This window comes from Qipengyuania sp. BR81-2, assembly GCF_055693895.1.
In genome coordinates, this window is the sequence record NZ_CM146344.1 from 1,354,365 (window position 1) to 1,368,246 (window position 13,882).

A 13,882-nucleotide genomic window follows, 5' to 3' on the forward strand; every position below is an offset into this window, starting at 1 on the left:
CCGTCCCGGAGATGCCGGACCCGGCGGCTCTAGCCTACCTCGGCAGTTCGCTCACCCCCATCAGCGCCTCGTCCACCGCACGGGCGCACTGGCGGCCTTCGCGGATGGCCCAGACGACGAGGCTCTGGCCACGCCGCATGTCGCCGCAGGCGAAGACGTTTGGTTCGCTGGTGAGGTACCACTGCGTGTCGGCGGCCACATTGCCGCGGCCGTCGAGCTCCACGCCGGCACGGTCGAGCAATCCGCGACGCTTGGGGCCGGTGAAGCCCATGGCGAGCAGGATGAGGTCGGCCTTCAGCGTGAATTCGCTGCCCGGCACTTCCTTGATCTTGCCGTCTTCCCATTCGATCCGCACGCATTCGAGGCCTGCGACATCGCCGTTTTCTTCGACCACGCGCTTGGTCATCACCGCCCAGTCGCGCTCTACGCCTTCCTCGTGGCTGGAGGAGGTGCGCAGCTTCACTGGCCAATCGGGCCAAGTGAGCGCCTTGTCCTCGTGTTCGGGCGGCTTGGGCATGATCTCGAGCTGGGTAACGCTGGCCGCGCCCTGCCGGTTGCTCGTGCCCACGCAGTCGCTGCCGGTGTCGCCGCCTCCGATCACGATCACATGCTTGCCGGTTGCAGTCAGGCTGCCGCGCGGAGCAGCGCGCACTTCGTCGTCGCCCGCGTTGCGCTTGTTCTGCTGGGTGAGGAATTCCATCGCGAGGCGCACGCCGGAAAGCTCGGAGCCGGGGATGTCGAGTTGGCGCGCTTCCTCCGCGCCGCCTGCAAGGACCACCGCGTCGAAATTCTCTTTCAGTGCCTCGAAGCTGACTTCTACGCCGACTTCGCTCGATGTGCGGAACTGGACCCCCTCGGCTTCCATCTGCACCGCGCGCCGGTTGATGAGGTGCTTCTCCATCTTGAAGTCGGGAATGCCGTAGCGAAGCAGCCCGCCGATTCGGTCGGACTTCTCGAACACGGTGACAGCATGGCCAGCACGCGCCAACTGCTGCGCGGCGGCGAGGCCTGCCGGGCCCGAACCGATCACCGCGACCGACTTGCCGGTCTGCTTTGCGGGCACCTGCGGCTTGATCCAGCCTTCCTGCCAGCCCTTGTCGACGATCGCGCACTCGATGCTTTTGATCGTCACCGGTGCGTCGACGATGTTCAAAGTGCAGGCGGCCTCGCACGGTGCAGGGCAAATGCGGCCGGTGAACTCGGGGAAGTTGTTGGTCGAGTGCAGGACCTCGAGCGCGTTCTTCCAGTCGTCCTCGTAAACGAGGTGGTTCCAATCCGGGATGATGTTGTTCACCGGACAGCCGTTGTGACAGTAAGGAATGCCGCAGTTCATGCAGCGCGCCGCCTGCTTGCGCAGCGCCTCGGGGTCGTGCGGGACCACGAATTCCTTGTAGTTCTTCAGCCGCTCTTCGGGATCAATGTAGCTGCGATCCTCGCGCTCGTATTCGAGAAAGCCGGTTTCCTTGCCCATTATTCGGCAGCCTCCATTGCCGCATCCTCGCGCTCGTCCTCGAGCGTCTTCAATGCCCGCTGGTAGTCGCGCGGCATCACCTTGCGGAAGTTCTTGAGTTCGTTTGCCCAGTCATCGAGCAGCGCCTTGGCGCGGCCTGAGCCGGTGTGGAGATAGTGGCGCTCGACCAGCACCTTCAAGCGTTCGGCATCGTGGTAGAGCGGATCGCCCATGCCCGGATTGTCGACGCTGACGGCGCGCTGCTGGGGCTTGCCCCAGCTCTTCTCCGCACCCTCGCCATCGCCGGTCTTTACGTCGAGCACGTCGACCTGCGCGTGATTGACCAGTTTCTCGAACTCGCCATCCGGGTCGTAGACGTAAGCGATGCCCCCGCTCATGCCTGCGGCCACGTTGCGGCCGGTCTTGCCGAGGATGCAGACGCCGCCGCCGGTCATGTATTCGAGCGCATGGTCGCCCGTGCCCTCGACCACGGCAACCGCGCCCGAATTGCGCACGGCGAAACGCTCACCCGCGACACCGGCGAAATAGGCTTCGCCCGCGATCGCGCCATAGAGCACCGTGTTGCCGACGATGATGTTGTCGGTCGGCTCGCGGCCCACGCTTTCCGGCGGCTTCACGGCAATGCGGCCACCCGACAGGCCCTTGCCGACATAATCGTTGGCATCGCCGGTGAGGCTCATGGTCACGCCATGAGCGAGCCACGCGCCGAAGCTCTGTCCGGCAACACCGGTCAGGTCGATGCGGATGGTGTCGGGCTTCAGACCCTCATGGCCATGCGCCTCTGCGATCCGGCCCGAAAGCATGGTGCCGACGGTGCGGTTCACATTGCGGATCTCGCGGCTGATCTGGACTGCCTGGCCGCTTTCGATGGCCGGCTTGCAGGCCTCGATCAGCTCGACGTCCATGGCTGCGGCCAGGCCGTGGTCCTGACCCTCGGTGTGGTGCAGCGACTTGCCTTCGTCGAGCGGGACTGCGTGCAGGATCCGCGTGAGGTCGACGCCATGCGCCTTCCAGTGGCGGGTGACGCGGCGCATATCGATCTTGTCGACGCGGCCGACCATTTCCTCGACCGTGCGGAAGCCCATCTCGGCCATGATCTGGCGGAGCTCCTCGGCGACGAAGAAGAAATAGTTGATGACGTGCTCGGGCGTGCCAGTAAAGCGCTTACGCAAAACCGGGTCCTGCGTGGCGACGCCGACCGGGCAGGTGTTGAGGTGGCATTTCCTCATCATGATGCAGCCCGCTGCGATCAGCGGGGCGGTGGCGAAGCCGAACTCGTCCGCGCCCAGCAGCGCGCCGATAGCGACGTCGCGGCCCGTGCGCAGGCCCCCGTCGACCTGCACCGCGATACGGCTGCGAAGATCGTTGAGGAGCAGCGTCTGCTGCGTTTCGGCAAGGCCGATTTCCCACGGGGAGCCGGCGTGTGTCAGGCTGGTTAGCGGGCTCGCGCCGGTGCCGCCTTCATAGCCCGAGATGGTGAGGTGGTCGGCCTTCGACTTGGAAACGCCCGCGGCCACCGTGCCCACGCCAACCTCGGACACCAGCTTAACCGAGATGCGGCTGTTCGGCTGGACGTTCTTCAAATCGTGGATCAGCTGGGCGAGATCCTCGATCGAATAGATATCGTGGTGCGGTGGCGGCGAGATCAGACCCACGCCCGGCGTCGAATGGCGCACCTTGCCGATGCGCTTGTCGACCTTGTGGCCGGGCAGCTGGCCGCCTTCGCCGGGCTTCGCGCCCTGCGCCATCTTGATCTGGATATCGTCCGAATTGACGAGATATTCCGTAGTCACGCCGAAGCGGCCGCTTGCAACCTGCTTGATGCGGCTGCGCATCGAATCGCCATTGTCGAGCGGGCGGAAGCGCTCTGGCTCCTCGCCGCCTTCGCCGGTGTTCGAGCGGCCGCCGATGCGGTTCATGGCGATGGCCAGCGTCGAGTGCGCCTCGTGGCTGATCGAGCCGAAGCTCATCGCGCCGGTGCTGAAACGCTTCACGATCTCGACAGCCGGTTCGACTTCGGAGAGCTCGAGCGGACGCTCGGCCTTCTTCAGCTCCATCAGCCCGCGGATCGTCAGCAGCCGCTCGGACTGCTCGTTCACGCTGCGGGCGAACTCGTCGTAATTCTTTATGTCGTTCCCGCGAACAGCGTGCTGGAGGTTCGCGATGTTCTGCGGGGTCCAGGCATGGTCCTCGCCGCGGATACGGTACTGGTAGATGCCACCCACATCGAGCATGCCCTTGTAGAGCGGACTGTCGCCGAAGGCCTGCGCGTGGCGCTTCACCGTCTCGCGCGCAACTTCCTTGAGGCCAATGCCCTCGATCGTGGTCGCGGTGCCGGTGAAGTAGGTGTCGACGAACTCGGACGAGAGGCCGACCGCGTCGAAAATTTGCGCGCCGCAATAGGACTGGTAGGTCGAGATGCCCATCTTGGACATGACCTTGAGGATACCCTTGCCCACGCCCTTGACGAAGTTGGCCTGGACGTCGCCCGGATCGAGATCGGGCAGCTTTTTCGCGCGCAGCGCCTCGATGGTCTCGAAGGCGAGATAGGGGTTGATGCCTTCCGCGCCGTAACCTGCGAGCGCGCAGAAATGATGAACCTCACGCGCTTCGCCCGTCTCGATGACGAGACCGGTCTGCATGCGAAGGCCCTGCCGCACCAGCTGGTGGTGCACGGCCGCGGTCGCGAGCAGCGCGGGCATGGCGATACGCTCGGGCCCCTGTGCGCGGTCCGACAGGATCAGGATGTTGGCATCGCCGAGCACGGCCTCGGTCGCCGCCCAGCACATTTCTTTCAGCGCCATGGCGAGGCCATCGGCTCCGGTGCTCGCATCCCAGGTGATGTCGATCGTGGCGGTGCGGAATGCACCGTCTAGCGCGACCTCGACCGAGCGGATCTTCGCCAGATCGGCATTGGTAAGGATCGGCTGCTTTACCTCGAGGCGCTTGTGCGTACCCCCGTCACGCCCCAGAAGGTTCGGGCGCGGGCCGATCATCGAGAGCAGGCTCATCACCAGCTCTTCGCGGATCGGGTCGATCGGCGGGTTCGTCACCTGCGCGAAGTTCTGCTTGAAATAGTCGTAGAGCAGGCGGCTCTTCTCGCTGAGCACGGCGATCGGTGTGTCGGTGCCCATCGAACCGATCGGGTCCTCGCCCTTGGCGGCCATGGGTTCGAGGAAGCGCGAGAGGTCTTCTTGCGTGTAGCCGAAGGCCTGCTGTCGCTTGAGCAGCGAAAGTTCGCTTTCGCCGATTTCGGACAGCTCGGGGTCGATGTGGTCGAGGTCCTCGAGCTTGTACTGAGCCTTGTCGAGCCAAGCCTCGTAGGGGTGCGCTGCGGCGAGGTCGGCCTTCAGTTCCTCGTCCTCGACGATGCGACCCTGTTCGAGGTCGATCAGCAGCATCTTGCCCGGCTGGAGGCGCCACTTGCGCGTGATGTCTTCCTCAGCGAACGGCAGAACGCCGCTTTCCGAAGCCAGCACGACGAGATCGTCTTTGGTCGTGCACCAGCGCGCCGGCCGCAATCCGTTGCGGTCGAGGCAGGCACCGATCTGGCGGCCGTCGGTAAAGCACACGGCAGCGGGGCCGTCCCATGGCTCCATCAGCGCGGCGTGATATTCGTAGAAGGCGCGGCGCGCGGGATCCATCTGCTCGTTCTTCGCCCAGGCTTCGGGCATGAGCATCATCATCGAATGCGCGAGGGAGTATCCGCCGGTCAGCAGCAGCTCGAGCGCATTGTCGAGGCAGGCGGTGTCCGACTGGCCATGCGGGATCAGCGGCCACATCTTGTCGAGATCCGCGCCCAGCAGCTCGCTTTCCATCGTGCGGCGGCGCGCTTCCATCCAGTTCACATTGCCGCGAACCGTGTTGATCTCGCCGTTATGCGCCATGAAGCGATAGGGGTGGGCGAGCCGCCAGCTGGGGAAGGTGTTGGTGCTGAAACGCTGGTGCACGAGGCCGAGCGCCGAGACGCAGTCGGGATCGCGCAGATCGTCGTAGAAACTGCCGACTTGGTTGGCGAGCAGCAGGCCCTTGTAGACAACGGTACGTGCGGAGAAGCTCGGGATATATGCCTGGCTGAGGCCGGGGATGCCGTGCTTTTCTTCCAGCGCTGCGAGCGGGTTAAGCGTCTGCTTGCGGATGACCACCAGCTTGCGCTCGAAAGCGTCCTGATCGAGGCAATTGGTGCCGCGTGCGATCACGCACTGGCGGATCACCGGCATCGAAGCGATCACCGCATCGCCGAGCCCGTCGAGCGTGGTGGGGACATTGCGCCAGCCGACGACGCGCTGGCCTTCCTTCTCGGCGAAGCGTTCGAGCTGCTTCTCGACGAATTCGCGCGCCTCGTCCTCCTGCGGGAGGAAGCACATGGCGAGCGCATAATCGCCTTCGTCCGGCAGCACGTGACCCTCGGCATCGGCCCATTTGCGGATCAGCGGGTCGGGGGTCTGGATCAGGATGCCCGCGCCGTCGCCCAGCAGGGGGTCGGCGCCGACCGCGCCGCGGTGGTCGAGATTGGCGAGGATGGTGAGCGCCTGCTCGATAATCTCGTGGCTCTTCTCACCCTTGATATGCGCGACCATGCCGACGCCGCAGGCATCGTGTTCGTTGCGCGGATCGTAGAGTCCCTCACCTGAGGGTTGGAATTGAGCCGGTACTTGCATTCGCCGAAGCGTCCTCCACCTGTCCCGTCTCCTCTTGCCGCAGGCTGCGGTCCGGGAGCGGGCGAAATTGTGCAGCGCGGCATGCGCCACCGCCAAAATGTCGCGTGGAGGCCTTTTGCAGGCAAGAATACAGTTTTGCAATGGGACTCGCGCGTAGCAAAATTTCACGAGACCCAAGATTTCCCGGACTTTGCTGCATTGCAGCAATCACGAATAGGTATCCGCATTGGGCGCTGGCGGCCCGGCCGCAAGGATTTCCGTAGCGTCAGTCGCCCGGCTTGCCGACCTTGCCCAGCTTGTCGAGCGCTTCGCGCAGGGCGGCCTGCGCGTCATAGTCTCGCTGCGGCGGTTCGGGCGTTTTTTCGGGCATCTTGCGCGATGCTTCGCGGCGCAGAAAGGCGATGACCGGATCGTCCTCATCGGGATCGTCGAGGTTGGATTCGGCCTGATCTTCGTAAGGCGCCGGTGCCTCTTCCTCGGCTACCACGTGAGGCGGGGCCTCGGGCGTGCTTACCTTTGCGGCCTGCTTGCGGCTGTCGAGCGCGGCGGCGAGCCGGTCTTCGAGCTGCTTGAGCGAGAGGTCGGCAAGCGGAGCTGCAGCCGATGCGTTTCCGGTCTGGGCGGCTTTCGTTTCCTCATCAACGACCTCTTCATCGATCGTTTCGAACTCCGCTTCCTCAATGATGACATCCTCTTCGGGTTCGCGGTATTCATCCGCGAATGCTCCCTCGTCGGAGAGATCGATCGGTTCGTTCTCCGCTTCCCAGTCTTCTTCCGGCACGACCTCGGGGATGTCGGCGAGTATCTCCTCGAAGGCACGCGAAGGTGTCTCTTCGTCCTCGACCACGACCTCTTCGGCGATACCGATGCCATCCTCGCCGATGTCCTCGCGTGCCGAGAAGACACGGCGGCGGCGCGGCTCTTCTTCCATCACTTCGCCATCGTCCCAATCATCACCATCGTGCGGCTCGAGCCCGGGAGCGATCGCACGCGGCGCGGTCGCAGCAGCAATGCGCGAAGCGATTGCCCAGCCGAGCATGAGGCCAAGAAGACCCGCGATGACTGAAACGAGCAGACGGCCGCCGAGGCCTGTCGCCTGGGCGATGCTCGCATGGACGGTGGAGGGCATCAGGAAAAGCCCGCCGCCAAACAGCAGCGCGAACCACACGGCAACGGCCGGTTTGAACCACCGCTTCGATGCCATACCCTGATCTGACCAGTCGTCGCCCATTTAGAACCTATAGTGAAATCCGGCTTCGGCGCTTAGCACCGCTTGGTTAATTGCGCGATAACGCGAAGCCGTCTGCGAGCGATGGGCTCGACGCCCCTGTTGCGGGTCCGGCCATGCCGTAACGGCAGTTTTCCGGCGGTTGCGCGCCTCCCGCGCATGCGCCATGAGTCCCGCCGCAAGCGCGCTCGCGGAGTCGCGCAAAGGCCATGATTTTCAAGGAGAGGTACCTATGACCCCCCAGGACGTAGCAGCCAAGGTCGGCGAACAGGTCGGCACCAGCGAATGGGTCGAGATGAGCCAGGAGCGAGATCAACCAGTTCGCCGATGCGACCGGCGATCACCAGTTCATCCACGTGAACGAGGAAGCGGCCAAGATGACGCCCTTCGGCGGCACCATCGCCCACGGCTTCCTGACGCTCTCGATGATCCCCTACCTCACCGCGAACAGCGACGTTCCGCGGGTCGACGGGATCAAGATGGCCGTCAACTACGGCGGCAACAAGACGCGTTTCATCGCCCCGGTCCGCTCGGGCAAGAAGATCCGCGGTCACTGGAAGCTGCTCGAAATGAACGAGAAGCGCCCCGGCCAGTGGCAGCAGACCATGGAGATTACCATCGAGATCGAAGGCGAGGACAAGCCCGCGTTGATCTGCGAATGGATGACCATGTACTTCGTCTGATTTCTTCTTCCTCCCCAGCGAGGAACGGACGTTCAACCACTCAAGACTTTAAGGAATGACCATGCGTGACGCAGTCATCGTATCCACCGCCCGTACCGCTATCGGCCGGGCCTACAAGGGCGGCTTCAACGCCACTCCCGGCGCGACGCTGGGTGCCCATTCGCTAAAGCCCGCCATCGAGCGCGCCGGTATCGACGCCGGCGAGATCGACGACGTGCTCTGGGGCGCCGCGCTTCAGCAGGGCGCGCAGGCCGGTAACCTCGGCCGCCAGGTCGCCCTGCGTGCAGGCTGCCCGATCTCGGTCAGCGGCATGACCATCGACCGTCAGTGCTCCTCGGGCCTGATGACGATTGCCACCGCCGCCAAGCAGATCATCACCGACCGCATGGACGTGGTTGCAGCCGGCGGCCAGGAAAGCATCTCGCTGGTCCAGACCAAGGAAATGCGCGTGATGCCCGATCCCGAGCTGATCGCGATGCACGGCGCCATTTACATGCCGATGCTGCAGACCGCCGAAACGGTCGCCCAGCGCTATGGCATCAGCCGCGAAGCGCAGGACGAATACGGCCTCCAGTCGCAGCAGCGCACCGCCGCGGCGCAGGAAGCCGGAAAGTTCGATGACGAGATCGTCCCCGTCACCACCACGATGAAGGTGCAGGACAAGGAAACCGGCGAGATTTCCGACAAGGAAGTCACCGTCGCCAAGGACGAGGGCAACCGCCCGCAGACCACGCTCGAAGGCCTCGCCTCGCTCAACCCGGTCATGGGTCCGGGCACCACGATCACTGCTGGCAATGCCTCGCAGCTGTCGGACGGTTCCTCGGCTTCGATCCTGATGGAAGCCAAGGTAGCCGAGAAGAAGGGCCTCGAGCCGCTCGGCCGCTATGTCGGCATGGCCGTTGCCGGCACCGAGCCCGATGAAATGGGTATCGGCCCGGTCTTCGCCATCCCCAAGCTGCTCGAAAAGTTCGACCTCAAGGTCGACGACATCGGCCTGTGGGAACTGAACGAGGCCTTCGCCGTGCAGGTGCTCTACTGCCGAGACAAGCTCGGCATCGACAACGACATCCTCAATGTGAACGGCGGCTCGATCTCGATCGGCCACCCCTACGGCATGACCGGCGCACGCTGCGTCGGCCACACGCTGATCGAAGGCAAGCGCCGCGGCGCCAAATACGGCGTCGTCACCATGTGTGTCGGCGGCGGCATGGGTGCAGCGGGTCTGTTCGAGATTTTCTGATCCTCGACAAGCTTGAAACACACTGGAAGGCGCTGGCGATCCTCTTGGTGGTCGTCAGCGCCTTCGACTATTGGGACCATATCTCGCGCCCTGGCGATTCATTCGGCGAAGCTCCGGTGGCATGGCTCGCCTTCACGCTTGCGGCAACCGTGACTTTATGGATCGCATCCATTGTTTCCGCCAAGCTGCTCGGTCAGACAGGTATACCGCAGCTGGTGGCCGACACGCTTGGCATGGGCCTCGCGATCGCGCTGCACCTGCTCGTCACCGGGCCCTTGTGGGACCGGGTTTTCTGGACCGGCCAACTCTATTTCGACGCGGTGGTGATGCCGGCCCTTGTAGCATGCGCGCTTTACCTCCTTTTTCGCGGAGCCTTTGCCGGGGTTTCTCGTTGGTTCGTCGCTAGGGCAGCATCGCGCTAGCCTAGGGAGACGAGACATGACCCAGCGCTGGCCCGCGCTCGATCTTGCCGCCGACCGTCCGGTCATCGAGAGCCTTCACGCCTACCTGCAGGTCATCGGCAAGCTTCCCACGCGCGCGCTGCCATGGTGCAATCACAGCTGGCACCTCGCCTTGCGCGTCGTTCCGCGCGGCTTTCGCAGCTATCCGGTCGAGATGCCTGGCGGCGAGCTCGAGGTGATCTTCGATTGCCTGTCGAGCGCGGTTGCGGTCGAGACATCGACCGGCTTTGCCGACGGTTTCGAAGTGACCGGCCAGACGGTCCAGCGCTTTCACGAGCAGCTTTCCGAACTGCTCCGGCTTGCTGGAGCCGATACTTCCATTTCCGGCGCGCCGAACGAGGTGGAAGATGCAGTGCCCTTTGCCGAGGACACGCGCGAACGAGCGTGGGACGAGGCGACGCTCGCCCGGATCCACCGCGCCTTTTCCGATGCCAACCGCGTTTTCGAACGCTTCCGCTCCGGCTTTGTCGGCAAGTCGAGCCCGAGCCACTTGTTCTGGGGCAGCTTCGACCTTGCGGTCACGCGCTTTTCGGGTCGCGAGGCGCCGCTCCATCCCGGGGGCTTTCCCAACCTGCCCGACCGCGTGACGCGCGAGGCCTACAGCCACGAGGTCGCCAGTGCCGGTTTCTGGCTGGGTGGCGGGGGCGTCGATGAGGCTGCTTTCTATGCCTATGGCTACCCGACGCCGGACGGGTTCGCGGATGCGACAGTGCAGCCTGAAGAAGCATACTGGCTCGCCGACCTCGGCGAGTTCGTCCTGCCCTACGAAGCGGTCCGGAACAACGACGATCCCGAGGGCGCGCTCATGGCGTTCCTGGAGAGCACTTATGCCGCCGTCGCCGACACAGGCGACTGGCCGCGCGAAACGCTCGAAATCCCGCGCGGCGCATTCGGCGAGCCCTATGATGTAGAGGCCCTGCGTAAGCGCTGAGGCCTAGCGCTTCCTGATTTCGCCCGAGCCGGTGTGGCTCACGATGTCGACGTTCTTAGCCGCGATGTAGAGGATGTCGCCCGAACCGCTGCTCCGGGCCACCAGGTTGCCGACCTGCGCCGCGATGATGTCGCCCGAACCGCTCAATCGCGCGTCAAAATTGCCGACCGGGCCAATGGACAGGTCACCGGAGCCGCTAGCAGTAGCCTCCAAATTGCCAACTGCCGCGCTTGAGAAATCGACGTCGCCCGAACCACTCGCCACTGCCCGAAGCGAGCCGAGGGCACCTTCGAACAGGATATCTCCCGAGGCGCTGCTCTCTGCAAACAGGCTTTCGGCGGCCCAGCCGTCGACCTTGATGTCACCAGACGAGACATTCTCGATCCGCTCCAGCGAGGGGAGGGTGACATGCGCGACGAGGTCCTGTCGCGGCGAATAGCTGGCTTCGACCGAAATGGTCAGCACTCCGTCCGCGCTTTCCGCCGTGACAAAATCGACGAGATTGTCATCGCCCTTCACCACCAATGCCGGTGCGCCCTGCGTCAGGACGACATCGACAGGTCCTTCGAGCACGAGCGTTCGCGCTTCGCCGATCGGCCGTGCCTGTTCGGCGAGAACGCCGGACCCGGTAATCTGCCCGCCATAGCTCGAAGATGAAGGCGTGTGGCTGCACGCCGCGAGCGCCAGTCCGGCGGCGCAGCAGGCGAGTAGGGCTTTGACGGGAAAACGCATCCGGGCCTCCGTATTATTAATGTAATACAGTGTATAGCGAGTGCAATCCTACCTGTCAGAATCTGGTCATACAGACGGCTCACCAAGTTGGACGAGCGCGCAAAAGAGGCGCATAGTCAGGTGCATGGGCATCATGGAAATCATCGGGATAGCCGGAAGCGTCAGCCTGCTGGCGGGCTGGCGGCTCTACCTGAGCATCTTCGCCACTGGTCTCGCCATGCGGATGGAGGCAATCCCGCTGCCCGACCATTTGCAGAGCCTCGATGTCCTCGCCAACCCGTGGGTCATGGGTATCGCCGCGGTCGCCGCGGTGGCTGAATTCTTCGCCGACAAGGTGATGTGGCTCGATAGCGCGTGGGATGCGACCCACACCTTCGTGCGCCCGATCGGCGGGGCGCTGCTCGCGCTGGCGATCATCGATCCCGCGGACCCTGCGACACAGGTCGTGGCGTTCCTTCTGGGCGGCGGCGCGGCGCTGACTGCGCATGCCGGCAAGGCGGGTGCGCGCGGGGTGGTGAACGCGAGTCCCGAGCCGGTGAGCAATATCGCGGTGTCCTCGGTCGAGGATGTGGCGACGGTCGGCCTGCTCTATCTCGCCTATGAATATCCCTATGCGGCCGGCGCGATCGCGCTGGTGCTGCTGGCATTCGTCGTCTGGCTGATCTGGCTCGCGCGCAAGCTGGTGCGCGGCTTCTTCGGACGCGGGATCAAGGCCGAGCCGCCGCCCGGCTAGGCGCTCAACGGCTGAGCTGGAAGACCGCGAATTCGGCGCGCCAGTTGGTGCCCGCGGTCACCGGCTTTCCACCAGAGAAGAACCATTCGTGTTCGATCTTCGCGCCCTTCTCGCGGGCCAATTCGCGGAAGTCCTTCACGGTGACGTGGTGGATGTTGGGCGTCTCGTACCAGCTCACCGGAATGGCACGGGTCACTGGCATCTTCCCGCCGAACATCAGCGCCGAGCGGGTGCGCCAATGCGCGAAGTTGGGAAAGCTGACGAAGGCCTGCCGCCCGACACGCAGGAGCTGATCGAGCATCTCGTCAGGCCGCGTCGCGGTCTGCAACGTCTGGCTGAGGACGGTGTAATCGAAACCCTTGTCGGGATAGTCGGCAAGATCGCGATTGGCGTCGCCCTGCACCACCGAAAGCCCCTGCGCCACGCAGCGCTCGACGCAGGCCCCGTCGATCTCCATGCCGCGCGCATCCACCTGCTTGGCGTCGCGCAGGTTCGCGAGCAGTGCACCGTCGCCGCAACCGATGTCGAGGACGCGCGATGCAGGCGCGATGGCCTCTGCAATGGCCGCAAGGTCGGGCCGCAAGCTCATTGGATGAAGCCTTTCACCACGCGGTCGAGTGCCGGCACGTCGAGCAGGAAGCTGTCGTGTCCATGCGGCGCGGAAAGTTCAACGAAACTCACCGCCGCGCCTGCTGCATTGAGCGCGCGCACCAAGTGGCGGCTTTCGTTGGTCGGATAGAGCCAGTCGCTGTCGAAGCTGACTAGGCAGAAGCGCGCAGCTGTCCCGGCGAAGGCGTCGGCGAGCTTGCCTCCATGCTCTTCGGCGAGATCGAAATAGTCCATCGCGCGGGTGATATAGAGATAGCTGTTCGCATCGAAGCGCTGGGTGAAGCCGCTCCCCTGATAGCGCAGATAGCTTTCGACTTGGAAATCGGCATCGAAGCCGAAGCTCTTGGCCTCTCGGTCCTGCAAATTGCGTCCGAACTTATCGGTCAGTGCCTCTTCCGACAGGTAAGTGATGTGCGCCGCCATGCGCGCCACGGCGAGGCCTGCATCGGGCTGGTCCGCCGCGTCGTAATAGTCGCCCTGTCGCCAGTTCGGATCGGCCATCACAGCCTGCCGGCCGAGCTCGTGGAAGCCGATGTTCTGTGCCGAGTGGCGGCTGGTCGAAGCGATCACGAGCACGCGCGCGGCTCGTTCGGGCCAGTTGGCGGCAAGGCTCAGCGCCTGCATCCCGCCCATCGATCCGCCGACCACCGCGTGCAGCGTCTCGATCTCCATTTCGTCGAGCAGCGCGACAAGCCCGCGCACCATGTCGCGGATGGTGATGACCGGGAAGCGCATCGCATAGGGCTTGCCGTCCGACGCCTCGCTCGCTGGGCCGGAGGAGCCCATGCAGCTGCCGATGACGTTGGCACAGATGACATGGTAGCGATCGGTATTGATCGGCTTGCCGGGGCCGACCATCCGCTCCCACCAGCCGGGCTTTCCGGTCACGGGATGGGGCGAGGCGACGTATTGGTCGCCGGTCAGCGCGTGGCACAGGAGGATAGCGTTCGAGCGATCTTCGTTGAGCTCGCCATAGGTCTCGTATGCGATCACCGCGTCCACCAGCGAGCCGCCGCCATCGAGCGGCAGCGGGTTCGGCAAATGCAGCGTCTTGGATGCCCCGGCCATATTCCAAGCCTCTAGCGCCGCAACAGGTGCTTGTCGAAGGGCGCTTTTTCTTTCATGCGCCGAAG

10 protein-coding genes and 1 pseudogene are annotated in these 13,882 nt (G+C 64.3%); 5 read left to right on the forward strand and 6 right to left on the reverse strand.

The window, feature by feature from the left end; genetic code table 11:
* Positions 1-34 precede the first annotated feature (34 nt).
* The 3 genes from ACZ1G8_RS06750 to ACZ1G8_RS06760 form a co-directional block, all read right to left on the reverse strand.
* Complete coding sequence (locus tag ACZ1G8_RS06750) at positions 35-1,471, reverse strand: glutamate synthase subunit beta (RefSeq protein WP_472678688.1); 1,437 nt, start codon at positions 1,469-1,471, stop codon at positions 35-37.
* Complete coding sequence (gene gltB / locus ACZ1G8_RS06755) at positions 1,471-6,132, reverse strand: glutamate synthase large subunit (RefSeq protein WP_472678689.1); 4,662 nt, start codon at positions 6,130-6,132, stop codon at positions 1,471-1,473. The genes ACZ1G8_RS06750 and gltB overlap by 1 nt, the downstream gene beginning before the upstream one ends.
* Positions 6,133-6,397: 265 nt before the next feature.
* Positions 6,398-7,336 carry a hypothetical protein gene (locus ACZ1G8_RS06760; RefSeq protein WP_472678690.1) on the reverse strand — a complete coding sequence of 313 codons (939 nt, stop codon included), beginning with the start codon at positions 7,334-7,336 and terminating at the stop codon, positions 6,398-6,400.
* 256 nt (positions 7,337-7,592) lie between these two features.
* Between ACZ1G8_RS06760 and ACZ1G8_RS06765 the strand changes: the two are divergent.
* From ACZ1G8_RS06765 to ACZ1G8_RS06780, 4 genes and pseudogenes are all read left to right on the forward strand, one after another.
* A pseudogene (locus tag ACZ1G8_RS06765) lies at positions 7,593-8,043 on the forward strand (MaoC family dehydratase).
* A gap of 61 nt (positions 8,044-8,104) precedes the next feature.
* The gene (locus ACZ1G8_RS06770; RefSeq protein ID WP_472678691.1) at positions 8,105-9,283 is read left to right on the forward strand and encodes an acetyl-CoA C-acyltransferase; all 1,179 of its coding nucleotides are present in this window, start codon (positions 8,105-8,107) and stop codon (positions 9,281-9,283) included.
* A gap of 47 nt (positions 9,284-9,330) precedes the next feature.
* Positions 9,331-9,705 (forward strand): hypothetical protein, encoded by a 375-nt coding sequence (locus tag ACZ1G8_RS06775; protein WP_472678692.1) that lies wholly within the window; start codon positions 9,331-9,333, stop codon positions 9,703-9,705.
* A 16-nt stretch (positions 9,706-9,721) separates the two neighbouring features.
* Positions 9,722-10,675: a DUF5996 family protein gene (locus ACZ1G8_RS06780; RefSeq protein WP_472678693.1), complete on the forward strand. Its 954-nt coding sequence runs from the start codon at positions 9,722-9,724 to the stop codon at positions 10,673-10,675.
* A gap of 3 nt (positions 10,676-10,678) precedes the next feature.
* Here ACZ1G8_RS06780 and ACZ1G8_RS06785 read toward each other — a convergent pair whose 3' ends face one another.
* Entirely contained in the window at positions 10,679-11,407 is a 729-nt protein-coding gene (locus ACZ1G8_RS06785; protein ID WP_472678694.1) for a GIN domain-containing protein, read from the reverse strand.
* A gap of 124 nt (positions 11,408-11,531) precedes the next feature.
* On the opposite strand from ACZ1G8_RS06785, the gene ACZ1G8_RS06790 reads away from it, so the two are divergent.
* On the forward strand, positions 11,532-12,140 hold the full coding sequence (locus tag ACZ1G8_RS06790) for a DUF4126 domain-containing protein (protein ID WP_472678695.1): 609 nt from the start codon (positions 11,532-11,534) through the stop codon (positions 12,138-12,140).
* 4 nt (positions 12,141-12,144) lie between these two features.
* On the opposite strand, the gene metW is transcribed toward ACZ1G8_RS06790, so the two are convergent.
* On the reverse strand, positions 12,145-12,729 hold the full coding sequence (gene metW / locus ACZ1G8_RS06795; protein WP_472678696.1) for a methionine biosynthesis protein MetW: 585 nt from the start codon (positions 12,727-12,729) through the stop codon (positions 12,145-12,147).
* The gene (metX, locus tag ACZ1G8_RS06800) at positions 12,726-13,817 is read right to left on the reverse strand and encodes a homoserine O-acetyltransferase MetX (RefSeq protein WP_472678697.1); all 1,092 of its coding nucleotides are present in this window, start codon (positions 13,815-13,817) and stop codon (positions 12,726-12,728) included. The genes metW and metX overlap by 4 nt, the downstream gene beginning before the upstream one ends.
* Positions 13,818-13,882 lie beyond the last annotated feature (65 nt).

What these genes read in the sequence shown, in the direction of transcription:
- ACZ1G8_RS06790 (WP_472678695.1), top strand. Translation starts at nt 11,532, where the DNA reads ATGGGCATCATGGAAATCATCGGGATAGCCGGAAGCGTCAGCCTGCTG.
- ACZ1G8_RS06750 (WP_472678688.1), bottom strand. Translation starts at nt 1,471, where the DNA reads ATGGGCAAGGAAACCGGCTTTCTCGAATACGAGCGCGAGGATCGCAGC.
- ACZ1G8_RS06785 (WP_472678694.1), bottom strand. Translation starts at nt 11,407, where the DNA reads ATGCGTTTTCCCGTCAAAGCCCTACTCGCCTGCTGCGCCGCCGGACTG.
- ACZ1G8_RS06770 (WP_472678691.1), top strand. Translation starts at nt 8,105, where the DNA reads ATGCGTGACGCAGTCATCGTATCCACCGCCCGTACCGCTATCGGCCGG.
- ACZ1G8_RS06760 (WP_472678690.1), bottom strand. Translation starts at nt 7,336, where the DNA reads ATGGCATCGAAGCGGTGGTTCAAACCGGCCGTTGCCGTGTGGTTCGCG.
- ACZ1G8_RS06780 (WP_472678693.1), top strand. Translation starts at nt 9,722, where the DNA reads ATGACCCAGCGCTGGCCCGCGCTCGATCTTGCCGCCGACCGTCCGGTC.
- gltB (WP_472678689.1), bottom strand. Translation starts at nt 6,132, where the DNA reads ATGCAAGTACCGGCTCAATTCCAACCCTCAGGTGAGGGACTCTACGAT.
- metW (WP_472678696.1), bottom strand. Translation starts at nt 12,729, where the DNA reads ATGAGCTTGCGGCCCGACCTTGCGGCCATTGCAGAGGCCATCGCGCCT.
- metX (WP_472678697.1), bottom strand. Translation starts at nt 13,817, where the DNA reads ATGGCCGGGGCATCCAAGACGCTGCATTTGCCGAACCCGCTGCCGCTC.